Genomic DNA, 22,834 nt, shown 5'->3' with positions numbered 1-22,834 from the left:
CTCGACCATCGTGGCAGACGGGACGGGCGAGCCGTCCGCGGTGCGCGCCCCGACGTCGGCCTCCGGGGCTCAACTTCCCCCTGTTTCCTGGCCTTTGCCGCGCCGAGTGCGGTTGCTCACAGACAGCTCGCGGACCGGCCGCCGGCGGTTCGCACCGAGCCGCGTTCATGGGCTGAAGACGGCTTCACCGCAGAAGTCGCGAGTGTCGCGGTGACATGCGCATCATAAGAAGCAACGTGTGAAAGCCATTGGCGCGGGAACCCCGTGACAGTGCCGTCGGGAAAGCGGCGGCCGGCCGGTACGGCCATGGTTCCCAGGGAGACGTCTACAGGCCCCTGCCCTCTTGCCCTTTCACCCCCCACACAGAGCCTCTCGTGCCCACCGGTCGGCGTGTGCCCCGCCACCGCGCCGCCGGGGCTCCCGCGAGCGCGGCCGAAGGACTTCCCATGACTGACACTTCCTCTCGTGCGCCCTGGCGCCGTGCCGTGGTGACGGGCGGCGCCGGGTTCCTCGGCAGCCATCTCTGCGAGCGCCTGCTGGCTTCGGGTGTCGAAGTCGACTGCGTGGACAACCTGTGCTCCGGGTCACGGTCGAATGTGGCGCATCTGGGGGGCCGGCCGGGGTTCCGGTTCGTCGAGTGCGACGTATCCGCGCCCGAATGCCCCGAGCGCCTGCCGGGGCCGTACGACCTGATCCTGCACTTCGCGTGTCCCGCCTCCCCCGCCGACTACCTCCGGCTGCCCTTGGAGACGCTCGACGTGGGCAGCCTGGGCACCCGCACCATGCTGGCCGTCGCGGAGCGGGACGGGGCGCGGTTCCTGCTGGCCTCGACGTCCGAGGTGTACGGCGATCCCCTGGTGCATCCGCAGCGCGAGGACTACTGGGGCAATGTCAACCCGGTGGGTCCGCGCAGCGTGTACGACGAGTCCAAACGCTTCGCGGAGGCGCTGGTCACCGCACATGTGCGGGTCCGGAACGCCGATGCGGGCATCGTGCGCCTGTTCAACACCTACGGCCCGCGCATGCGCGCCCACGACGGCCGTGCCGTGCCCACGTTCGTCTGTCAGGCCCTGGCCGATGAACCGCTGACGGTGGCGGGGGACGGCAGTCAGACGCGGTCGCTGTGCTACGTGGACGACACGGTCGACGGGATTCTGCTGGTGGCCGCGAGCCACTCGGTGCGCCCGGTGAACATCGGCGGGACCGACGAGGTCACCGTGCGTGACATCGCCCGCCGGGTGGTGGAGCTGGCGGGTTCCTCCTCGACCGTGGAGTTCGTGGACCGCCCGGTCGACGATCCGCAGCGCCGCCGCCCGGACACCCGTATGGCCCGGGAGCTGCTGGGCTGGGAGCCCAAGGTGCCCTGGGAGGAAGGGATCAAGCAGACGATCGCCCACTTCGCCGCGACGCAGCCCACGCGAGAGACGGGCGAGACGCCACCGACGCGACCGACGCGAGAACCGGCGCCGCGGGCCTGAGACCCCGGGCCTGAGACCTCGTCCACCACGCCGCCCCGGAGGCCCTGTATGCGTGTCCTGGGAATCAACGCCCTCTTCCACGACCCCGCCGCCGCCCTGGTCGTGGACGGCAGGATCGTCGCCGCGACCGAGGAGGAGCGCTTCAGCCGACGCAAGCACGGCAAGCGCCCCGTCCCCTTCTCCGCGTGGGAACTGCCCGAACTCTCCGCCCGCTGGTGCCTGGACCAGGCCGGCCTCGCCCCGGCCGAACTGGACGCCGTCGCCTACTCGTACGATCCCGAACTCGCCCATCCCGCTGAGCAGTTGGGCCTGCACGACCCCTGGGACCGGCTTCGTCAGGAGTACGCTCGGCGTGCCCCCGAGTTCCTCGCCGAGGCGCTGCCCGGCCTCGACCCGGCCAAGGTGCGCTTCGTCGCGCACCACGTGGCCCACGCCGCCTCGGCGGGCCAGGCCTCCCCGTATCCGGACTGCGCCGTGCTGGTCCTGGACGGGCGCGGCGAGTGCGGCTCGCATCTGGCGGGCCGCTACGCGAACCGCGAACTCACCGTGCTGGGCTCGCAGTCGCTGCCCGACTCGATGGGCCTGTTCTACGAGGACCTCACCCAGCACCTCGGATTCCTGCGCAGCAGCGACGAGTTCAAGGTGATGGCCCTGGCGTCGTACGGCAGGCCGCGCTTCCTCGACCAGTTGCGCGCGTACGTCCGTCTGGACGGCCGGGGCGGGTTCCGGGCCCGTCCCGTGCCCTGGTCGTCGCTGGTGCCGCCCCGTGCGGCGAGCGCGCCGTGGTCGCGTGACCACGCGGACGTGGCCGCCAGCGCCCAGGCATGCCTGGAGGAGGTGCTGCTCGGGCTGGTGCGCTGGCTGCACGAACGCACCGGCGAGGACGTGCTGACGCTTGCGGGCGGAGTGGCACTGAACTGCGTGGCCAACTCCCGGCTGTACCGGGAGGGACCGTTCCGCGAGGTCTGGGTGCAGCCGGCGGCCGGGGACGCGGGTACGGCGCTCGGCGCCGCGCTGCACGTCGCCCACCAGAAGGAGACGGTGGAGGCGATGCCGACCGCCGCCCTGGGGCGCGGTTGGAGCGACGCCGAACTGCGCGCGTGGCTGGAACGGGCGGCCGTGCCCTACGAGGAGCCCGACGACATCGCCGAGACCGTCGCCGAGGAACTCGCCGGAGACGGGATCGTGGCCTGGTTCCAGGGGCGCAGCGAGTACGGGCCGCGCGCCCTCGGCCACCGCTCGCTGCTCGCCCACCCGGGCCGGGCCGCGAACCTGGAGCGGCTCAACGCCGTGAAGGGACGGGAGGAGTTCCGTCCGGTCGCGCCCATGGTTCTGGCGGAGCGGGCCGCCGAACTCTTCGACGGGCCCCTGCCCAGCCCCTACATGCTGTTCGTGCACGACGTGGCCGCCGAGTGGCGGGAGCGCGTCCCGGCTGTCGTCCACGTGGACGGTACGGCCCGGATCCAGACCGTGGACCGTGGCGCGGAGCCGCTGGTGGCGCGGATGATCGACGCCTTCGAGCGCCGGACGGGACTGCCCGTGGTGGTCAACACCAGCCTGAACACCGCCGGCCGCCCGATGGTGGACGACCCCCGGGACGCCCTGGAGTGCTTCGGTTCCGCGCCGGTGGACCTGCTCGCCCTCGGGCCGTTCGCGGTCCGGCGGAAGAAGGTGTTCGCATGACGGAGTCGCCCGCCTACGCCGTCGTGGTCCCGACGATCGGGCGCGCCTGCCTCGCCGACTGCCTGCGCGCCCTCGCCGCGACCACGGCCACCGGTCCTCCGCCCCAGGAGATCGTCGTGGTCGACGACCGCCCGGACCCGACCGGGAAGCTGCCGCTGGAGGCCGCCGGCGCGCTGCGTGAGCGAGTACGGACCCTACGCAGCGGTGGACGCGGGCCGGCTGCCGCCCGAAACGCGGGGTGGCGTACGGTCACCGCGCCCTGGACCGTCTTCCTCGACGACGACGTCCAGGTGCTGCCGGACTGGTCCGGCCGCCTCGCCGACGACCTCGCGGCAGCCGACGTGACCACCGGCGGCATCCAGGGGCGGCTGTCCGTCCCCCTTCCCGCCGACCGCAGGCCCACGGACTGGGAAAGGGGCACCGCCGGCCTGGAGGAGGCAGCCTGGGCCACGGCTGACATGGCCTACCGTACGGCCGCGCTGGCGGAGGCCGGGGGCTTCGACGAGCGGTTCCGCCGGGCCTTCCGTGAGGACGCCGACCTGGCGCTGCGCGTACGGGACGCGGGTTGGACACTGCGCCGCGGACGGCGCGCGACCCGCCATCCGGTGCGTGCGGTCGACTGGTGGGTGTCGGTGCGCGCCCAGCGCGGCAACGCGGACGACGTCCTGATGAGCCGACTGCACGGCCGCGACTGGTGGGCGCGCGCCCAGGCACCCCGGGGGCGGTTCCCCGGGCACCTGGTGGTGACCGCCGCCGCGCTCGTCGCCTGCGGCTCCGTGTCGGCCGGCCGATGGCGTGCCGCCGCCGTGGCCGGGGGCCTGTGGGCCCTGGGCACGGTCGAGTTCGCGCTGGCCCGTATCCGGCCGGGCCCGCGCACCCCTGACGAGATCGCCACCATGGCGGCCACGAGCGTGCTCATCCCGCCGCTCGCGGTCCGCCACTGGCTGGCCGGACTGGTACGTCATCGCGGGGCCGCGCCGCTGGGTGCCGTTCGGCGGCACACGGCGTCACGGCCGGGGGCGGGGCGAACGGCCGTCCCCCGGACCACGCCGTCGGGGAGCACGCCATGAAGCGACCGCTCTCGGGCCACGGACCCCGACACCCCAGGGACGGGGTCGCCACCCCACCCCGCCCGGCGCCCGTCGTCGCCGCCGTCCTCTTCGACCGTGACGGCACCCTCGTCGAGGACGTCGCCTACAACGGGGACCCCGCCCTGGTGCGGCCAATGCCCGGTGCGCGGCGGGCGGTGGAGCTGCTGCGCGGGGAGGGCATCGCGACCGGTGTGGTCAGCAACCAGTCGGGGGTCGGCCGTGGACTGCTCACGGACGCCGACGTGCACCGCGTGAACGCGCGGGCTGACGCCCTCCTTGGCGGTCTCGGCACCTGGGTGTACTGCCCGCACCTCCCCGACGCCGGCTGCGACTGCCGCAAGCCCCGGCCGGGGCTGGTGCTGGAGGCGGCACGTCGGCTGGGCGTGGCTCCCCGGGACTGCGTGGTGATCGGCGACATCGGGGCCGATGTGGAGGCCGCCCGTGCCGCGGGCGCACGGAGTGTGCTCGTGCCCAGGGAGGCGACGTGGCGTGCGGAGGTCGAGGCGGCGCCGCGTACCGCGCCCGATCTGCTGACCGCGGTTCGCCGTCTGCTGGCGGAGGCGCGAGGAGGTCCGTGGTGAAGGCGCTGGTCGTGCGGCTCGACAGTTTCGGCGATGTGCTGCTCGCCGGACCCGCCGTGCGGGCGGTCGCCGCGCACTGCTCGCGGGTGACGATGCTGTGCGGCCCGCTCGGCGAGCCCGCCGCCCGGCTGCTGCCCGACGTGGACGAGGTGATCGTGTGGGCGGCGCCCTGGGAGGGCGTGCGGCCGCCGGACGTCGACGAAGCGGACGTCGGCGGGCTGGTGGAGCGGTTGCGGGCGGCGGCGTTCGACGCCGCCCTGATCCTCACGTCGTTCCATCAGAGCCCGCTGCCCACCGCCCTGTTGCTGCGGCTGGCCGGCGTCGGGCGGATCGGCGCCGACAGCGTCGACCAGCCCGGCCGCCTCCTCGACGTACGCCATCGGCGGCTGCCCGGCCGGCACGAGGTCGAGGCCGCGCTCGACACGGCGGCGGCCATGGGCTTCCTGCCGCGTCCGGGGGACTCGGGCCGGCTGCGTGTCGTACCGCCGCCGGACACCATCTCCCTGACGGGGAACGGCCCGTACGTGGTCGTCCACCCCGGCGCCAGCGCACCGGCTCGGGCCTGGAGCCCCGAACACTGCGCCGAGGCCGTCGCGTTGCTCGCCGACGAGGGTCACCGTGTCGTCGTCACCGGGGGCCCGGACGAGACGGACCTCACCCGGTGGGTCAGCGGCGACTCGGGGGTGGACCTCGGCGGCAGGACCCCGCCGGCCGCGCTGGCGGGCGTGCTGCGCACCGCCGATGTCGTGGTGTGCGGCAACACCGGTCCCGCTCATCTGGCGGCGGCCGTCGGGACCCCGGTGGTGTCCCTGTTCGCGCCCGTCGTGCCGGCGGAGCGGTGGGCGCCGTACGGCGTGCCGAGCGTGGTCCTCGGCGACCAGCACGCCCCGTGTGCGGACAGCAGGGCCCGGCGCTGTCCCGTGCCGGGTCATCCGTGCCTCGACGAGGTCACGGGCCATGACGTGGTGCTCGCGGTGCGGAAACTGATTCAGGAGAGGCCATGAACATCCTTGTCTGGCATGTGCACGGCTCATGGCTGACGTCGTTGGTCCAGGGCCCGTACACCTTTCTGGTGCCCGTGACGCCCGGCCGCGGTCCGGACGGGCTGGGCCGGGCGCGGACCTGGCGGTGGCCGGAGACCGTGCGCGAGGTGAGCCCGGCCGGGTTGCGCGAGGCGGACATCGACCTGATGGTGCTTCAGCGGCCGCACGAGCTCGCACTGGCCGAGCGGTGGACGGGTCGCCGGCCCGGCGTCGACGTACCGGCCGTGTACGTCGAGCACAACAGCCCGCACGAGTCCGCCGTCGACAGCCGCCACCCCCTCGCCGACCGGACCGACATCGCCCTTGTCCATGTGACCCACTTCAACCGGCTGATGTGGGACAACGGCCGTGCTCCGACCGAGGTGATCGAGCACGGCGTCCTCGACCCGGGGCCGCTGTGGACTGGTGCGGAACCGCGTGCGGCCGTCGTCGTCAACGACCCGGTGCGGCGCGGGCGGACGACGGGAACGGATCTGCTGCCGCGGTTCGCGGGCATCGCGCCGCTGGACGTCTTCGGCATGCGCACGCGCGGACTCGCCGACCATCTTGGGCTGCCCGCCGGACGCTGCCGCGCCCGGGACCTGCCGCAGGGCCAACTGCACCCGGCGATGGCCCGCTGCCGGCTGTATCTGCACCCCGTCCGGTGGACATCGCTCGGACTCTCACTGCTGGAGGCCATGTTCCTCGGGATGCCGGTGGTGGCGCTGGAGACCACCGAGGTCCGGGAGGCCGTACCCGAGGCGGCCGGGGTCGTCTCCAACCGCTTCGACGTACTGGAGGACGCCGTCCGCGCATTCCTCGCCGATCCCGCACTCGCCCGCTCGACAGGGGAGGCCGCCAGGGCCGCGGCACAGGCCCGCTACGGAGAGCCGCGTTTCCGGAGCGACTGGGAACGCCTCGTCAAGGAGGTCACCGGATGAGCAGCCACCCGACGGCCGGCCGCGTCGCCATGGTCTCCGAGCACGCCAGTCCGCTGGCCGAGCTCGGTGGCCCCGACGCGGGCGGCCAGAACGTCTACGTGGCCCAACTCGCCGCGCAGTTGACCCGGCGGGGTCACGAGGTCGTCGTCTACACCCGCCGGGACGATCCACGGCTGCCCGACCGGGTCGTCACACCCGAGGGCGTACGGGTCGTCCACGTCCCCGCCGGACCGCCGGCTCCCCTGCCCAAGGACGAACTGCTGCCCTATATACCGGACTTCGCGGCATGGCTGGCGGACGAGTGGTCCGTGGAGCCGCCTGACGTGGTGCACGCCCACTTCTGGATGTCGGGGCTGGCGGCGGTGACCGGAGCCCGCGCACTGGGGGTGCCGGTGGTGCAGACGTACCACGCCCTCGGCACGGTGAAGAGGCGGTACCAGGGCACCGCCGACACCAGTCCGCCCGAACGTGTCACGGTCGAGACGGCGGTGGGGCGGGAGTGCGGGGGCATCATCGCCACCTGTCAGGACGAGGTGGCCGAACTCGTCGCCATGGGGCTGCCCCGGCGGAACATCCATGTCGTGCCCTGCGGGGTGGATCCCCAGCGGTTCGCGCCGGTCGCGGGGGCCCGGGGGACCGGGTCCGCGCGGCGGCGGCTGCTCACCGTCGGCCGCATGGTGCCTCGAAAGGGCTTCGACCGGGCGATCCGGGCCCTCGCCGACGTCCCCGACGCCGAACTCCTCGTCGCCGGCGGCCCCGAACCCGCCCTGCTCTTCGCCGAACCGGAGGCCGAACGGTTGTGGGCGCTCGCGGAGGAGTACGGCGTGGCCGACCGGGTGACCCTGCTCGGCGGGGTGAGCCGGGACCGGATGCCGCGGCTGATGTCCGGCGCGGACCTCGTGGTGTCCGTCCCCCGCTACGAGCCGTTCGGCATCGTCCCGGTCGAGGCCATGGCGTGCCGCACGCCCGTCGTGGCCACCGCCGTCGGCGGGCAGCTGGACACGGTCGTGGACGGGGTCACGGGCGTGCTGGTGCCGACCGACGAGGACCACGACCTCGGCGCCACCCTCCGCGGCCTGCTCGACGATCCCGCCCGGCTCGCCCGGTTCGGCGCCGCCGGCCGTCGGCGGGTCCTGACCCGCTACACCTGGGACCGCGTGGCCGACGGGGTGACCGGGGTGTACGGCGCCGTGTCCCGCGTCCCCTCGCTCTCGGGAGCCGTCCGATGAAACTCGTCACCGACGTCACGCACTGCGATGACCTGATGAAGGCTCTGGAAGGTTTCCGCCGGTACGCCGCCCCTCTCGTCGACCGGTGGGGTGTCACCCTCGCCGACCGGCTGGCGGCGGGCGCCCGGCTCCTGGTCGTGGGCAACGGCGGCAGCGCGGCCCAGGCCCAGCATCTGACCGCCGAGCTGGTCGGCCGCTACCGGAACGACCGTCCGCCGTTCTCCGCGCTCGCTCTGCACGCCGACACCTCCTCGACCACCGCCATCGCCAACGACTACGGCGTCCAGGAGATCTTCGCCCGGCAGGTGGCCGCTCACGGCCGGGCCGGGGACCTGCTGATGCTGCTGTCGACCAGCGGCGCCAGTGAGAACCTGCTCGTCGCCGCGGAGGAGGCCCACCGTGTCGGGATGACCGTGCGGGCCCTGACCGGTCCGGCGCCCAATCCCCTCCAGGGGATCGCGGACGAGGCCCTGTGCGTGGAGGCGGGCTCCGCCGCCACCGTCCAGGAGCTGCATCTCGTAGCGGTGCACATGCTCTGCGAGTCCTTCGACCGGGCCGTCGAGCGGCTACGGCCGTCCGGGAACGGCCGGTGGTCCGGTGGGTCCGGTGTCTTCGGGGAGGGCGGCCGATGAACGCCCCGGCCCCGCTGCTCGTCGTGGGGGACGCGCTGCTCGACCACGACCTGTGCGGCCGTGCCGAGCGCCTGGCACCCGACGCGCCCGTCCCGGTCGTCAGCGGCACCCGGCGCACCAGCCGGCCGGGCGGAGCGGCCCTGGCCGCCTGCCTCGCCGCGGCGGACGGCAGGCCCGTCACCCTGGTCACCGCGCTCGGCGACGACGAGGCCAGCGAGGAGCTGGGCCGGCTGCTGGCCGGGCGGGTGCGCCTCGTACGGCTGCCGCTGAGCGGTGGCCTGTCCAGCAAGACCCGGGTCCTCGTGGACGGCAGGCCGTTGCTGCGTCTGGACGACGGCGAGGGGCGTGCCGCGGAAGGGACGGACGAGGCGTGCCGGGCGGTCGCCGAGGCCCGTGCCCTGCTCGTGTCCGACTACGGGCGTGGCGGCGCCGACGTGCTGCGCGAGGTGCTCCGGTCCGTGGCGGCCCGGGTGCCGGTCGTCTGGGATCCGCATCCGCGCGGGAGCCCTCCGGTGCCGGGCGTCCGGCTGGCCACGCCGTCCGCGACCGAGGCGCGCGGCTTCGCCGCCCGGTCGGCCACCAGCGAGGAGGCGGAGTACGAGGGCGCGTTGCAGCGGGCGGCTCGCGACGCCGGCGCCCTCGTCCGTGCCTGGCGGGCGGCCTCCGTGGCCGTGACGCTCGGCGGGCGGGGCGCGCTGCTGTCGCACGGGGAGACTCCGCTGCTGGTGCCGTCGCCGGTCACGGCCGACGGCGACGCCTGCGGTGCCGGCGACCGGTTCGCGGCGACCGCCGCCGGGCTCCTCGCGGACGGGGAGCTCACCGAGACGGCCGTACGGGGTGCCGTGCACGCCGCCACCCGGTACGTCGCCGAGGGCGGCGGCCGCTCGCTCGCCGTGGACGGCGCGGCGGCCGGCGGTCCGCGTGCGGCGGATGCCGCGCAGCCTTCGGACGACGCCCTGCGCACGGCCGCCCGGGTGCGTGCGGCCGGTGGGACCGTCGCCGCCGCCGGTGGCTGCTTCGACCTGCTGCACGCCGGTCACGTCGCCCTGTTGCAGGCCGCGCGCTCCACCGGGGACTGCCTGATCGTGTGCGTGAACTCGGACGCGTCCGTACGCCGACGCAAGGGCGACGGCCGACCGCTGGTCCCGCTGGCCGACCGGGTCCGGGTGCTGCGGGCGCTGGAGTGCGTCGACGCGGTCGCCGTGTTCGACGAGGACACCCCGGAGCGGCTGCTGGGGGAGCTGCGCCCGCACATCTGGGCGAAGGGGGGCGACTACGCCCTCGCCCGGCTGCCGGAGGCGTCGCTGGTGGAGAGTTGGGGCGGACAGGTGGTGCTGTTCCCCTACCTGGACGGCCGTTCGACCACCGGCATCGCCGAGCGCGCGGCGTCGGCCCCGCGGCCGGTCCGGCCGGCGCAGCGGGGGCGCCGGTGACCGCGGCACCGCATCGGCCCCGCCTGCTGGTCCTGCGCGCGCTGGGCCTGGGCGACCTGCTCACCGGGGTGCCCGCACTGCGGGGCATCCGGCGGGCCTTCCCCGGGCGGCGCCTCGTGCTGGCGCTCCCGGCGACGCTCGGCGAAGCGGCCCTGGCCACCGCGGCCGTGGACGAGATCCTGCCCGCCGAGGCACCGAACCGGGGCGTGCCCTCGCTGGACCACTGGCGGGGTCCGCCCCCGGACCTCGCGATCGACCTGCACGGCAACGGTCCCGAGAGCCGCGACGCGCTGGCCGCCCTCTCCCCCGCCCGGCTGCTGGCCTACGCCCACGCGGACCCGGCCGTGGCCCGGCCTCCCGTGTGGCGGAAGGACGAGCACGAGCGCGAGCGGTGGTGCGGTTTTCTCGCGGCGTACGGCATCACCGCGGACCCCTCCGACCTACGGCTACCGCCGCCGGAGGTGCCGTCGCCGGCGCCGGGCGCCGTGGTCGTCCATCCCGGGGCGGAGTCCGTGTCTCGGCGCTGGCCGGCCGAGCGTTTCGCGGCGCTCGTGCGGCGCCTGCGTGCCGTCGGCCACCGTGTCGTCGTCAGCGGCGGCCCGAGGGAGGACGCGCTGGTCCTGGCCGTCGCCGCACGCGCGGGGCTGCCGCCTCGGGAGGTGCTCCGGGGCGGGCTCCCCTTCGCTGAGCTGTCGGCGCTCGTCGCCCGCGCCGCGCTCGTGGTGAGCGGCGACACCGGGCTCGCGCATCTCTCCGTGGCCCACGCCACGCCGTCCGTCACGCTCTTCGGCCCGGTGTCACCGCTGCTGTGGGGGCCGCCCCGATCCCGTCACCACATCGCGCTGTGGAAACCCGGTCCACCGGGCGACCCGCACGGTGACATGCCCGATCCCCAACTACTGCGCATCGACGTCGACGAGGTCACCGCCGCGGCGCTGGTCCTGCTTCGGCCCGGTCCGTCAAGTGGCCCGCCGGGGAAGGGAGATGGCGCTCGTGTCCGATCGGTGTGACTCCCGGGCCGAGGCCACCGACGTGATCGCCCCGGACGGCCGGGTGACGGTCGCGGTGATCACCCGTGACCGGAGCGCGGAAATGCTGCGGACCCTCGACGCCCTCACCGCGCTGCCGGAGCGCCCGCCGGTCATCGTGGTCGACAACAGCTCCGACGACGCCACTCTCCGGGTGCTGCGCGGACATCCCTCGGCCGCCCGCGTCGTCCGGCCCCGCCGGAACACCGGAGCCCTGGGCCGCAACATCGCCGTACTGCGGGCCCGGACGCCCTATGTGGCGTTCAGCGACGACGATTCCTGGTGGTCGCCGGGCGCGCTGCGGAAGGCGGCGGACCTGCTCGACGCCCACCCCCGGCTGGGGCTGCTGGCCGCCCGCACCCTCGTCGGCCCCGACCGGTACGAGGACCCGATCAACGCCGTGCTCGCCGCCTCCCCGCTGCCGTGTGCCCCCGACCTGCCGGGGCGTCCGGTGCTCGGATTCCTCGCCTGTGCATGCGTGGTGCGCCGGGACGCCTTCCTGGGGGCGGGCGGCTACCACCCGCTGCTGTTCTTCGGCGGCGAGGAGACGCTGCTCGCCTACGATCTCGCGGCCGACGGCTGGGGCGTCACCTACGAACCCTCGTTGACGGCCCGGCACCACCCCGAACCCGGCGGTCGCGGAGGGCGGAGCCATCTGCTGCTGCGTAACGAGGTACTGACCCTGCTGCTGCGGCGTCCGCTCCCGGTGGCCCTGCGGGCGGTCGCGCGCCTCGTCACCGCCGCGTCCGCCGGTGAACCCGGCGCCCGCCTGGCCCTGCGCGAAGTGCTCGCCCGGCTCCCCGCCGCCCTCGCGCGGCGCGAGGCGCTGCCACCGGACGTGGAGAGCGCGGCCCGCCTGCTCGACGGCCGCCCCTGCGCGGAGGGGAGGGGTGCGCCGTGAGCGACCGCCCGACGGACACCGGCGGCCGGGACGGTCGTTCGACCGTGGTGGTGATCACCCACAACCGTCGCGCCGAACTGCTGCGCACGCTGGGGCTCCTGCGCGGGCTGCCCGAGCGGCCCCGGGTGATCGTCACCGACAACGCCTCGTCCGACGGCACGGCCGAGGTGGTCCGGCAGGCCTTCCCCGAGGTCCTGCTGCTGGAGCCCGGGGCGAACCTGGGCGCGGTGGGGCGCAATCTCGCCGTGCGCGAGGTGCGCACGCCGTATGTGGCGTTCTGCGACGACGACACCTGGTGGGAGCCGGGCAGTCTGCGCCGTGCGGCGGACCTGCTCGACCGGCGGCCCCGGCTGGCCTGCGTGACGGCCCGTATCGTCGTGGAGCCGTCCGGCACCGAGGACCCGGTCGTCGCGGAGCTACGGGACTCGCCGCTGGGCGGCCCCGCCTGGCTGCCGGGCCCGGCGCTCGGTTCCTTCCTGGCCGCCGCCACCGTCATGCGCACCGACGCCTTTCGGGAGGGGGGCGGCTTCCACCCCGGTCTGTGGCTCGGCGGCGAGGAGGAGTTGCTGGCCACCGATCTGCTGCTGCGGGGCTGGTGGCTGAGTTACGTCGAGGAGCTGATGGTCCATCACCGGGCTTCCGGGCTACGGGACAGCACCGCGCGGCGGATCCTGGGGCTGCGCAACACGCTCTGGTTCACCTGGCTGCGCCGTCCCCTGCTGCCGGCGCTGCGGCGCACCGCCCATCTGATGGTGACCGTCCCCCGGGACAGGGCCTCGGCCCGTGCCTTCGCGCGGGCGGTGGCCGGACTGCCCTGGGTGCTCAGGGAACGGGCACCGGTGCCGCCGGAGATCGAGCGGCGGCTGACGGCGCTGGAGCGCGCGCGGCGGTCGTCGTCCGCGCGCGCGTACATCGGGTGAGCGGCGTCCGGCCGACGGCCGTGGCGGCCGGGCGGACACGGCACGGGGTCGTTGTGTCCGGACGCCGGCGCTGTGCAGAGTGGAGGCCCTCGGGCAGGACGCGGCCCAGAGGTGATCCGTCGCTGCCCAGGAGGCGCCTGTCCTCATGACATCCCATCAGTCACGCCCGAGGACGGCGCCCACACGTCCCCCCTGCTGATGAAGTCCTGGCCCTTGGACGGCCGCGGTGCGGAGCCGGTGACGTTGTTGACCTTGCGCGGCACCCTCGACGCCTCCAACTCCGAGGACTTCGCCCGCGCCCTCGTCTCGCATCTGGTTCGGGCCGAGGCCACGGGAGCAAGGCGCTGCTCGACCTGACGGATCTGTGTGTGGCGAGTGCCTCCGCCGTCCACGCCCTCGACCGGGTCACCCGGGGGCCGGCCGCCAAGGGGCGGGTCCTGTTGGTGGTGCAGCCACGGCCGCATGTGCGTGAGGCGCTGCGCCGCTCGGACCTGCCGGGCATCGGACTACCACCACCGGGCACTGTGTGGGCGTGGTCTCGGCGCACTGGGCGTCGGCGGGCAACCGGCTCTCCGAGGCACGGGAGCGGGCTCTAGGGTCGCTCGCCGACGACGTGGCGAACTGGCAGGACTGGTACCGGCGGAGCGTCGTCGCCGACGCGCTCGAAGCGCTGCACGAGAGCGCTACGGCTCACCGTTCCGGGCGTTGACCGGGTCGCGTTCGGCGGGCCGGTGTCCCCCGGGACGCGGGGTCACAGTCGGATGATGACCAGCGCCGTGTCGTCGGTGGCGCCGTCCGGCGGGAGGAGGTCGAGGAGGAGGGCGTCGGCCAGGGGTTCGGGGGCGATGTGGCGGTGGCGGGTGAGTGCGTCGGCGAGGCGGGTGAGGCCGGTGTCGATGTCCTCGTGGCGGCGTTCGATCAGGCCGTCCGTGTACAGGACCAGGGTGTCGCCCTCGGTGAAGCCGACGGCGGCCTGGGGGCGGGGGACGTGTTCGGGACGGGCTCCGAGGGGTGGATCGGTGGCCTGGTCGAGGAAGGTGACCGTGCCGTCGCAGCGCAGGAGTGCGGGCGGTGGGTGGCCGGCGCTGCTGTAGGTGATGGTGTGGGTCGCCCAGTCCATGCAGGTCTGGACGACGGTGGTGTTCTCGGCACCCTCGACGGAGTCGGCGTAGAGGCCGAGGGCGTACAGCGCCTGGGCGGGGCCGGCCGCGACGAGGGAGGCGGCGCTGAGCGCGCTGCGCAGCTGGCCCATGGCGCAGGCGGCGGCCAGACCGTGTCCGACGACGTCGCCCACGGCCACGCCGATCCGGTCCTCACCGGGCAGGTCGACGAGGTCGTACCAGTCGCCGCACACGTTGAGCGCGCCGACGGCCGGCCGGTAGCGCACCGCGGCGCGGTGGTGCCGGACGGGGCTGGGCGTGGGCATCATCGCCTTCTGGAGCGCGAGCGCGACCTCGCGTTCCCGGGCGTGCGCCCTGCGCAGCCGTTCGTTGACCTCCTGCAGCTCACGGGCCCGGGTGTAGAGCTCGGCCTCCAGTACCCGGGCCCGGTCGTCCTGCCTGCGGGAGCGGGCGCGGATCAGCTCGGTGACTTCCTCCACCTTGTGGATCAGCAGCACCACGCTGCCGTCGGGGCCGAGGACCGGTGTGTTCACCGGGCTCCAGTACCGCTCTTCCCACTCCCCCGGCCGCCGCGTCGACTCCACGTCGTACCGCTGGAGCGCCATCGCGTCACGTTCACCTGTGTCCACCACCCGGGCCAGGGAGGCCGCGAGATTGCGCATGCCGGTGGCGGCCGGGTCGGTCGGATTGTCGGGGAACACGTCGAAGAGATACCGGCCGACGACCTGTTCGCGGGTCCGGCCGGACTGCCGCAGGAACTCCTCGTTCGCGTCCGCGTACACGAGGTCGGGTGTCAGCAGCGCGACCATCCCCGGCAGCGCCTGGAACACCGCCGCGTAGTCGATCGCCGTATCCGCCATGGTGCGCCGCCTCAGCGTCCGTCGCCGTGCCTGAGTCCACCATAGGAGCCCCCGGCGGCTGCGGCGCGTCCCTCACCGCTGGGAAAGCAGCAGGTCACGCACGGTCGAGGGGCCGGGAGCACAGAGTCGCCGGCCTACGTTGCCGCAGCCGTCGGCGTCATGCGGAGGGGGCTCCGGCGAGGAAGGTCTGCTGCGACCCGGCCGCCATGGTGCCGGCGAGGGCCAGCGCGCTCGCGAACCTGTCGGCCCCAGCCGGAGCAGCTCCGCCGCCGCGCCAAGCGTGCCGACCGATCCGGTGGTGTGCCAGTGGCGGTGATGCGCCGGCCCGACGGCGAGGGCGATCCGCGTGCCGATCTCATAGCCGATGGTCACGGCGCGCAGGAATTCCTCGCCGATGGCGTCGACGAGATCCGCGACGGCGAGCGCGGCGGTGCCGTTCAGCAGCGCCGCGGTGCGTACGCCGGCGGTTCGCCCGGAGGGGATGAGCCGCGCGGGGCCGGGGCCTGGGGCAAGGGCTTCGGTCAACCTCCGGGCGGCCGGTGTGTCGGCGCCCGGGACGGTGGCCGAGACCCAGTCCACGACCGCCCGCACGGCCGCGTGCCGTACGGGTGTCGGCGCGACGGTGGACGTGCTCGACGGACCGGCGGGACCGGCGGGACCGGCGGGACCGGCGGGACCGGCGGGACCGGCGGCCGAACGCAAACAGTTGCGCAGCGTGTTCCGCAAGGGCTGGGCGGCCGCCGTCGTCGAGGCCCTCGACGCGACCCGGGCCGCGGACTGCGAGAAGTGGCTGCGGCAGGTCATCGCCGCGAGCTCAGCCGCGCGGACGCCGCGACCCGGACCGGCTGGTCGACGGCAGCCACCGCCACGCCGTACGCCGGACGGTGGTGGAGATGCGGGCCGCCGCCGACATACTCGACGACCTCGGTGTTCCCCCGCTGATCGCCACGGCAAGCGGGGATCTGTTGCGGCGGTTGTCCCGGCTCAACTCCGTTCCGGAGTGAGCACCACGAAGTCCGCCTTGGCCGGGTCGAGGCACACGGCGAGGCGGCCGACGCCCTGCGCGTCCTCCGGCCCCATCTGCACGCTGCCCCCGTTCCCGGTGACCTTGGCGACCGCGGCGTCGCAGTCCGTCACGTTGAAGACCGGGTGCCAGTACGGCCGCCCGTTCGTCAGGGCGAGCTGATCCTCGGGGAGTTCCATGAGGCCGCCGTGCATGCGCTCCTCGGGCAGATCGGCGGGGGTGATGAGGGAGTACGTGCCTCCGCCGCCCGGCAACTGCATGTCACTGAACCGCCAGCCGAAGACATCGCTGTAGAAGTCCTTCGCGCCCGCGGCGTCGCTCGTGTACAGCTCGGTCCAGGACAGCGAGCCCGGCTGGTCCGCCAGCTCGAAGCCCTTGTCCTTCCCCGGCTGCCAGACGGCGAACTGGCCGCCCAGCGGGTCGCTGTACTGCGCCATCCGGCCCCAGTCGTCGAGGTCACGCGGCGGCACCCGCACCGTGCCGCCCGCACGCTCCACGGCATGGGTCGTGGCGTCCGCGTCGCTGACCATGTAATAGATCATCCACGCCGAGCGGGCGCCCTCCTCGGTCAGTTTGCCGAGCCCGGCGACGGTCTTGCCGTCCTTCTTGAACATCCCGCCCTCGAACTCCTCCGCCTCCCCCATGGACTCGTACTCCCAGCCGAGCACCGCGCCGTAGAAGGCCGCGGCGGCCCGCACGTCGGGAGCTCCGAGGTCGAGCCAGCAGGGGGAACCGGGGGTGAGGTCAGTGGTGATCATGGTGGTCGCCTTTCGTGGATCCTGTATGAACCCAGCGTGACACCGAGCACTGACACTCGCCCGTCGACCGAACGGGAGCGGACCATGACCGCACGAGGGCGGCACGCGGCACCATGAAGGCATGACGAATCCGACGGACAGCCCCGTGAACGCACAGCAGACCGCCGCCTGGAACGGGTACGAAGGCCGGCACTGGGCCGACCACCAGAGCCGCTACGACGCCATCAACGACGGGGCCAACGCCCCGCTCCTCGACGCGGTGGCCCTCGCCCCGACCGACCGCGTCCTCGACATCGGCTGCGGCAACGGCCGTATCACCCGTCTCGCCGCCGAACGCGCCGCGTACGCGCTGGGCATCGACCTGTCCGCGCCCATGCTGGAACGGGCCCGCGCGAGCGCCGCCGCCGAATCCCTCGACAACGCGCACTTCATCCAGGCCGACGCACAGGTGCACGACTTCGAGGAGGCCTCGTTCGACGTCGCCGTCAGCCGCTTCGGCGTCATGTTCTTCGCCGACCCCGTCGACGGCTTCCGCAACATCGGACGTGGGCTGCGGCCGGGCGGACGGCTCGCCTTCGTCTGCCCCCAGCCGTTCGACCGCATGGACCAGTCCACGGTGTTCGCGGCGATCGGGGAGCACGTACGACTGCCGGATCTGTCCAAGGCCACCGGCCCGAGCCCGCTCGCCTTCGCCGACCCGGACCACACCCGCCGGGTGCTGACCGCCGCCGGCTTCGACGACGTGTCCGTCGAGGGCGTCGAAGCACCCCAGTACTGGGGCGAGGACGCCGAGGACGCCGCCGACTTCCTCTTCGGCCTCGGCCCGCTGCGCCACTGGCTGAACGAGGCGGAGGCGGATACCGCCACGGAGGGACGCGCCCACCGGGCAGCGGTGGACGTCTTCCGCACGTATCAAAGCGACGGCGGCGTACGGCTGTTGGGTCGCTACTGGCTGGTCACGGCTGTACGTCCTTGAGGGCCGCCCGCATTCCCCCTCACGCACCTCCCGCCCCATTGAATGATTGATTCGACATCTCTAGCATGTCTCGATGGATTCATTCATCCACGTCCTGGGCAGACGCCTGACCTTGCCCTTATTGCTGGCCCTCGGCCTCTCCCTCACCTCGCCTCCTCCCATGGCCGCCGCGGCCGACTCGGCTCCGCTGCCGAAGGTCTGGCCGACGCCGCGGCACATGGAGGCGGGCCGGGGTTCCGTGGCCGTGCCCGAACGGGTGGTCGAGGTCGTCGGCGAAGGCACCGACCTGGCCGCCCGCCGGGCCGTCGAGACCGTGTTACGGGCGGCCGGTGCCGAGCGGATCGTCACCGTGCCCGCCGGTCACCGGCCGCCCCCGGCCGGGCTCACCGTCTTCGTCGGCGGCCCGAAGGAGAACGCGGACACCGGCCGCGCCCTGAAGCGGCTCGGTGCCGCCTCCCCCGCCGGGCTGCCCTCCGGCGGATACGTCCTCGCCTCCGGGCGCACCTCCGGCGGCCCCCTCCTCGCCCTGTCCGGCTCCGACCCGACCGGCACGTTCTACGCGGCCCAGACCCTCCGCCAACTCATCACGCAGCGGCGGCTGCCGGACGTCTCCGTCCGCGACTGGCCGGCCGCCCGACTGCGCGGTGTGGTCGAGGGCTTCTACGGCACCCCCTGGACGCACACCGAGCGGCTGAGCCAACTCGACTTCTACGGACGCACCAAGCAGAACGTGTACGTCTACTCCCCCAAGGACGACCCGTATCTGCGGGAGCGCTGGCGGGACGAGTACCCGGCCGCCGAGCTGAAGAAGCTCACCGAACTGGTCGACCGGGCCGACGCCAACCACGTCCGCTTCACCTACGCCCTCTCGCCCGGTCTGTCGGTCTGCTACTCCGCCGCCGACGACATCGCCGCGCTCGTCCGCAAGTTCGCCTCGCTCTACGACATCGGGGTGCGGTCCTTCGTGATCCCGCTGGACGACATCAGTTACACGAAATGGAACTGCGCCGCCGACGAGGAGAAGTTCGGCAGCGGGGGCGGGGCGGCCGGGACCGCGCAGGCGCATCTGATCAACGAGGCGTGGCAGGCCTTCTCCGCCGGCCTCCCCCACTCTCGACTTCGCTCGAGCGGGGGGACCCCCATCGGGCTCCAGCCCCTCGAAATGGTCCCCACCGAGTACTCCGACCTCGCCGACACCCCGTACAAGACGGCCCTGCGCGAGAAGCTGGACCCGGATGTGGTCGTGGAGTGGACCGGCGTCGGCGTGATCGCCCCCACGATCACCACCGAGCAGGTGAAGCAGGCCCGCGCGGTGTACGGCCACCCGATCCTGGTCTGGGACAACTACCCGGTGAACGACTACGTCACCAGCCGTCTCCTCCTCGGCCCCTACACGGGCCGGGAAGCGGGCGTGGCGAGCGCCGCCGTCGGTGTGACCGCCAACCCCATGGTCCAGGGCCAGGCGAGTCGGCTGGCGCTGTTCACCTCCGCCGCCTACCTCTGGAACCCGGAGGCGTACGACCCGCGCACCGCGTTCCTCGCCTCCGTACGCGACCTCGCCGGCCCGCGTGCGGCGAAATGGCTGCGGATCTTCGCCGAGAACAACTACTCCTCGCAGCTCGACGCGACCGAGTCCCCCACGCTCACCCGTCTCATCGCCGACTTCCGGAAGGCGTACGAGCAGGACAGCGGGCTGGACCGGGCCGCCGCCGCGCTGAAGGCGTACTTCACCGACATGGCCGCAACCCCCGAGCGGTTGCGCGCGCACCTCGCCAACCCGGGTTTCCTGGCGGAGACTTCGGCATGGCTCGACAAGCTGGGCGCGTACGGAAACGCCGGGCTGACGGCCGTCGAGCTGCTGTTGGCCAACAAGCGGGACGACAGCGAGGCGGTGGCGCGGTACTACGAGCGGCTGCGCGGTGAACGGAAGGCGCTGGACGCCATACCTCAGCAGGTGTCGCCAGGGGTGATGGAGCAGTTCCTCTACACGACCATGCTGGAGAACACCCCCGCCCCCGGCGTCGACGCGTCCTTCACCCCGGCCTCCGTCTCCCTGAGACCGGGCGAGTCGCGGACCGTGACGCTCACCTTCTCCGACGAGCGGTCCGCGTCCGCCCGTTCGGTCCCCTGGAAGCTGACCGTGCCGGACGGCGTCACCGCTTCCCCCGAGAACGGCACCGTCTCCGTTCCGGCCGGGGGCAGCGCCACCGCGACCGTCACGTTCACGGCCGGTGCGGGCGCCTCGGAAGGGGTCCGTTCCGTGGTGGCGTCGGGCGGCGACGGCGTCCTCGGCCGGGCGATCCCCGTCCAGGTCACCGACGGCAGCGGCACATTCCGGGCGCTCACCGCCAACTTCAGTGGGGCGTCCGTCAGTTCAGTGGACCTGTTCTCCGGAGAGAGCACCGAGATCAAGGTGGGCGCCAACCCCGGTGAGGCGGTGGTGAGCCGGGACGGGCGCACCGCCTATGCCGCCAACCAGGGCGCGAACTCGGTGAGCGTGATCGACGTGGCGAGCGGAAAGGTCACGGGGAGCGTCGCCGTGGGCCGGGTGCCCGCCGGGCTCGCCCTCACGCCCGACGGCTCCACGCTCTGGGTCGCCAACTACACCGACGGCACCGTGCAGCCCATCGACACCGGGACGCTCACCGCGGGGGCGACGGTCACGGTCGGTAAGGGGCCCGAGAACATGGCGATCACACCGGACGGCAGGACCCTGTACGTGGCGAACATCCACGACAACACGGTCAGCCCGGTCGACCTCGCGAACCGTACGGCCGGGACCGCGATCCCCGTCGGACCGCGCCCGTTCAACGTCGTGGCCGCGCCCGACGGCAAGCGGGTGTACGTGTCCAACTCCGGCGGCTCGACGGTCACTCCGATCGACACCGCCACGAACGACACCGAGCCCACCCTCCTGGTCACCGGCCAGGCCTACGGGCTCGCCCTGTCGCCGGACGGCCGGACGCTGTGGGTCAGCCCCAGTACGGGCGACTACGTCACCCCCGTCGACACCGTGACCGGTGCCCCCGGGACCAAGGTGACGGTCGGGAGGTCCGCCTTCGACGTCGGCCTGGACTGGAACGGGGGGACGGCCTACGTCACCACCGCGGACGGGAACACCCTGGTGCCGGTCGACACCGGGTCGGGCGCCGCCGAGGAGCCCTTGAAGACGGGCGCCTATCCCTTGGCCGTCGCGCTGACGCCCGTACCCGTGGAGTGATCAGCTCGCGGTACGCCGGATCCGTCCGGCGTACCGCTTCTCCAGTTCCAGGTTCCCTTCGAAGCCGCCGGGGACGTTGGCGGAGACATACACCGGCGGGCGCAGTCCGGCGGCGAGCAACAGACCCGATGCCTCCGCGACCGCCATCTGCACCAGCAGCACACCGGTCAGCGTGGACAGGGCGCAGACCGCGCCGCCACCGGGGAGTTCGAGGAGCGCGTCGCCGTGCGGGGCCGCGTTGTCGAGGACCACGTCGGCGAGGTCGGCGAGCTTCTTGCCGCTCGGGTGGCCGGCCGGGACGGCGCGGGTGTGGGAGAGCGAGGTGATCGCGAGCAGACGGTGGCCTTGTTCCTTGGCTTGGAGGGCCATCTCCACGATCACGTTGTTGACGCCGGAGTTGGAGATGACGACGAAGAGGTCCTGGGGGCGGGGCGCGGCGAGTTCGTAGAGGCGGGCCGCGATGCCCGGCTTGCGTTCGAGGAGCGGGTCGTCGAGGACGCTCGGATGGTCGCCGCCGTAGAGGACCAGGTCGGCGATGCTGAGGCGGTTGGTGGGGACCAGTCCGCCCGCGCGGCCGGCGAGTTCGAGGACGAGGGCCTGGGAGTGGCCGGTGCCGAATGCCTGGACGACGCCGTCGGCGCGTACGCAGTCGGCGATGAGTCCGGCGGCGCGGGTCACGGCGGCGCGGGCCGACTCGGTGAGGCGGTGGAGGACGGTCAGGCCTTCGCGCGCGAAGCGTTCGGCGTTCACCGGCTCGATCACGGGAACGGGCTCGATCACGGGCTCGTCGGCAGCGGACTCGTCGGACACCTGGGACTCCCCACTGATGGATTGAACCACCCTATATATCTCAACTCGTGAATCAATAAATCACACGCCGCGCGCCACGGGCAATGAGCCCGTTTACTGGGTCCTGGTATTCACAGATCAGGAGAATCGGTGGCTGATACCTTCTCTGCATGCCCTCCACCGACGTCACCACCCTGATCCGCACCGAGCTGCCCCGGCTGGCCGGCTCCCTGCGGAAGGTGGGCGAGCTGATCCTCGAAGATCCCGCCGCCGTCACCCACTGCTCGGCCGCCGAGCTGGGCCGTCGCACCGGCACCTCCCAGGCGACCGTGACCCGCTTCTGCCGTGCCATCGGCCTCGACTCCTACCAGCATCTGCTGATCGAACTGGCCCAGGAGCGCGGCCGGGGCGAGGCCTCCGACTGGGGCACGGCCGAGATCGGTCCGGACATCTCCCCCGACGACAGCCTGGAGCGGGTCGTGCAGGTCGTCGGCACCGCGGACCTGCGGGCGGTGCAGCAGACCATCGACCGGATGGACCTGGACGCGATCGAGCGCGCGGCCCAGGCCGTTGCCCGCGCCCGGCGCGTGGACGTCTACGGCGTCGGCGGCAGCGGGGCCGTGGCATGGGAGACCGAGACCCGGCTGTTCCGCATCGGCTGCGCGGTGCGCGGCTGGACCGAGGTGCACGCGGCGACGACCTCCGCCGCCCTGCTCACACCGGCGGACGTCGCCATCGGCATCTCCCACTCCGGCGGGACCCGCGAGGTCATCGAACCCTTCCAGCTGGCCAAGGAGCGCGGCGCCACCACCGTCGCCCTCACCTCCGACCCGCGCTCCCGGCTGGCCCGGTCCGCCGACATCCGCCTCATTTCCTCCTCCGCGGAGACCAGCTTCCGCCCCGAGGGCATCGGAGCGCGCCACTCGGTGCTGACGCTCATCGACTGCGTCTACGTCCGGGTCGCCCAGCTCTCCTACCAGCGGGCCAGCGCCTCCCTCGCACTGACCGACCACATCGCCGGACAGCACACGGTGAAGTCCCGGCGCGCCCGCTGACCCGGACATGCGGACACACAGAGGCCGCATGAATGAACCACCCGGAATGACAACTGATGGTTGATTGAATCATTCCGCGATGCCAGGATGGG

21 protein-coding genes and 1 pseudogene are annotated in these 22,834 nt (G+C 73.4%); 18 read left to right on the top strand and 4 right to left on the bottom strand.

What is annotated here, in order from left to right; translation table 11 throughout:
- Positions 1 to 446 precede the first annotated feature (446 nt).
- The 14 genes from F3T56_RS29380 to F3T56_RS46445 all read left to right on the top strand — a co-directional run bounded on the left by F3T56_RS29380 (position 447) and on the right by F3T56_RS46445 (position 13,648).
- Positions 447 to 1,478 (top strand): NAD-dependent epimerase/dehydratase family protein, encoded by a 1,032-nt coding sequence (locus F3T56_RS29380; protein WP_149828395.1) that lies wholly within the window; start codon positions 447 to 449, stop codon positions 1,476 to 1,478.
- Positions 1,479 to 1,526: 48 nt separating this feature from the next.
- A complete protein-coding gene (locus tag F3T56_RS29375) occupies positions 1,527 to 3,161 on the top strand; it encodes a carbamoyltransferase family protein (RefSeq protein WP_149828394.1) in 1,635 nt (544 codons plus the stop codon).
- A complete protein-coding gene (locus F3T56_RS29370; protein WP_149828393.1) occupies positions 3,158 to 4,231 on the top strand; it encodes a glycosyltransferase family 2 protein in 1,074 nt (357 codons plus the stop codon). Before F3T56_RS29375 ends, F3T56_RS29370 begins: the two co-directional genes overlap by 4 nt.
- Positions 4,228 to 4,833, top strand: coding sequence for a D-glycero-alpha-D-manno-heptose-1,7-bisphosphate 7-phosphatase (locus F3T56_RS29365; protein WP_149828392.1), 606 nt, complete (start codon positions 4,228 to 4,230; stop codon positions 4,831 to 4,833). The genes F3T56_RS29370 and F3T56_RS29365 overlap by 4 nt, the downstream gene beginning before the upstream one ends.
- Positions 4,830 to 5,837: a glycosyltransferase family 9 protein gene (locus tag F3T56_RS29360; protein WP_149828413.1), complete on the top strand. Its 1,008-nt coding sequence runs from the start codon at positions 4,830 to 4,832 to the stop codon at positions 5,835 to 5,837. The genes F3T56_RS29365 and F3T56_RS29360 overlap by 4 nt, the downstream gene beginning before the upstream one ends.
- Positions 5,834 to 6,796 carry a glycosyltransferase gene (locus F3T56_RS29355; protein ID WP_149828391.1) on the top strand — a complete coding sequence of 321 codons (963 nt, stop codon included), beginning with the start codon at positions 5,834 to 5,836 and terminating at the stop codon, positions 6,794 to 6,796. The genes F3T56_RS29360 and F3T56_RS29355 overlap by 4 nt, the downstream gene beginning before the upstream one ends.
- On the top strand, positions 6,793 to 8,025 hold the full coding sequence (locus F3T56_RS29350; protein ID WP_149828390.1) for a glycosyltransferase: 1,233 nt from the start codon (positions 6,793 to 6,795) through the stop codon (positions 8,023 to 8,025). The genes F3T56_RS29355 and F3T56_RS29350 overlap by 4 nt, the downstream gene beginning before the upstream one ends.
- Complete coding sequence (locus F3T56_RS29345; RefSeq protein WP_149828389.1) at positions 8,022 to 8,657, top strand: D-sedoheptulose-7-phosphate isomerase; 636 nt, start codon at positions 8,022 to 8,024, stop codon at positions 8,655 to 8,657. The genes F3T56_RS29350 and F3T56_RS29345 overlap by 4 nt, the downstream gene beginning before the upstream one ends.
- A complete protein-coding gene (locus F3T56_RS29340; RefSeq protein ID WP_149828388.1) occupies positions 8,654 to 10,090 on the top strand; it encodes a PfkB family carbohydrate kinase in 1,437 nt (478 codons plus the stop codon). Before F3T56_RS29345 ends, F3T56_RS29340 begins: the two co-directional genes overlap by 4 nt.
- Complete coding sequence (locus F3T56_RS29335) at positions 10,087 to 11,100, top strand: glycosyltransferase family 9 protein (protein ID WP_149828387.1); 1,014 nt, start codon at positions 10,087 to 10,089, stop codon at positions 11,098 to 11,100. Before F3T56_RS29340 ends, F3T56_RS29335 begins: the two co-directional genes overlap by 4 nt.
- Positions 11,084 to 12,019, top strand: a complete 936-nt coding sequence (locus F3T56_RS29330) for a glycosyltransferase family 2 protein (RefSeq protein ID WP_281291921.1) — start codon at positions 11,084 to 11,086, stop codon at positions 12,017 to 12,019. Before F3T56_RS29335 ends, F3T56_RS29330 begins: the two co-directional genes overlap by 17 nt.
- Positions 12,016 to 12,939 carry a glycosyltransferase family 2 protein gene (locus tag F3T56_RS29325; RefSeq protein ID WP_149828385.1) on the top strand — a complete coding sequence of 308 codons (924 nt, stop codon included), beginning with the start codon at positions 12,016 to 12,018 and terminating at the stop codon, positions 12,937 to 12,939. The genes F3T56_RS29330 and F3T56_RS29325 overlap by 4 nt, the downstream gene beginning before the upstream one ends.
- 198 nt (positions 12,940 to 13,137) lie before the next feature.
- Entirely contained in the window at positions 13,138 to 13,296 is a 159-nt protein-coding gene (locus tag F3T56_RS46450) for a hypothetical protein (protein WP_172639193.1), read from the top strand.
- A gap of 175 nt (positions 13,297 to 13,471) precedes the next feature.
- On the top strand, positions 13,472 to 13,648 hold the full coding sequence (locus tag F3T56_RS46445; RefSeq protein WP_172639192.1) for a hypothetical protein: 177 nt from the start codon (positions 13,472 to 13,474) through the stop codon (positions 13,646 to 13,648).
- A 42-nt stretch (positions 13,649 to 13,690) separates the two neighbouring features.
- Here F3T56_RS46445 and F3T56_RS29320 read toward each other — a convergent pair whose 3' ends face one another.
- Together F3T56_RS29320 and F3T56_RS29315 are read right to left on the bottom strand one after the other, a co-directional pair.
- On the bottom strand, positions 13,691 to 14,920 hold the full coding sequence (locus F3T56_RS29320) for a PP2C family protein-serine/threonine phosphatase (RefSeq protein WP_149828384.1): 1,230 nt from the start codon (positions 14,918 to 14,920) through the stop codon (positions 13,691 to 13,693).
- 72 nt (positions 14,921 to 14,992) lie between these two features.
- Positions 14,993 to 15,724 (bottom strand): MmgE/PrpD family protein, encoded by a 732-nt coding sequence (locus tag F3T56_RS29315; protein WP_149828383.1) that lies wholly within the window; start codon positions 15,722 to 15,724, stop codon positions 14,993 to 14,995.
- A 35-nt stretch (positions 15,725 to 15,759) separates the two neighbouring features.
- Here F3T56_RS29315 and F3T56_RS49820 point away from each other — a divergent pair.
- A pseudogene (locus tag F3T56_RS49820) lies at positions 15,760 to 15,924 on the top strand (DUF1932 domain-containing protein); the annotation flags it as partial.
- Here F3T56_RS49820 and F3T56_RS29310 read toward each other — a convergent pair.
- On the bottom strand, positions 15,905 to 16,702 hold the full coding sequence (locus F3T56_RS29310; protein ID WP_149828382.1) for a VOC family protein: 798 nt from the start codon (positions 16,700 to 16,702) through the stop codon (positions 15,905 to 15,907). The pseudogene F3T56_RS49820 and the gene F3T56_RS29310 overlap by 20 nt on opposite strands.
- Before the next feature lie 121 nt (positions 16,703 to 16,823).
- Between F3T56_RS29310 and F3T56_RS29305 the strand changes: the two genes are divergently transcribed.
- Entirely contained in the window at positions 16,824 to 17,678 is an 855-nt protein-coding gene (locus tag F3T56_RS29305) for a class I SAM-dependent methyltransferase (protein ID WP_149828381.1), read from the top strand.
- A gap of 73 nt (positions 17,679 to 17,751) precedes the next feature.
- Positions 17,752 to 20,898, top strand: a complete 3,147-nt coding sequence (locus tag F3T56_RS29300; protein WP_149828380.1) for a beta-N-acetylglucosaminidase domain-containing protein — start codon at positions 17,752 to 17,754, stop codon at positions 20,896 to 20,898.
- Here F3T56_RS29300 and F3T56_RS29295 read toward each other — a convergent pair whose 3' ends face one another.
- Positions 20,899 to 21,708, bottom strand: coding sequence for a sugar isomerase domain-containing protein (locus F3T56_RS29295; protein WP_149828379.1), 810 nt, complete (start codon positions 21,706 to 21,708; stop codon positions 20,899 to 20,901).
- 149 nt (positions 21,709 to 21,857) lie between these two features.
- Here F3T56_RS29295 and F3T56_RS29290 point away from each other — a divergent pair, with 149 nt between their 5' ends.
- Entirely contained in the window at positions 21,858 to 22,742 is an 885-nt protein-coding gene (locus tag F3T56_RS29290; protein ID WP_149828378.1) for a MurR/RpiR family transcriptional regulator, read from the top strand.
- The last annotated feature ends 92 nt before the right edge of the window (positions 22,743 to 22,834 follow it).

The sequence above is a fragment of the Streptomyces tailanensis genome (assembly GCF_008386495.1).
GTDB classification, from domain to species: Bacteria; Actinomycetota; Actinomycetes; order Streptomycetales; family Streptomycetaceae; genus Streptomyces; species Streptomyces tailanensis.
Note: the sequence above shows the minus strand (reverse complement) of the source record. Positions and strands in the feature narration are given on the sequence as shown.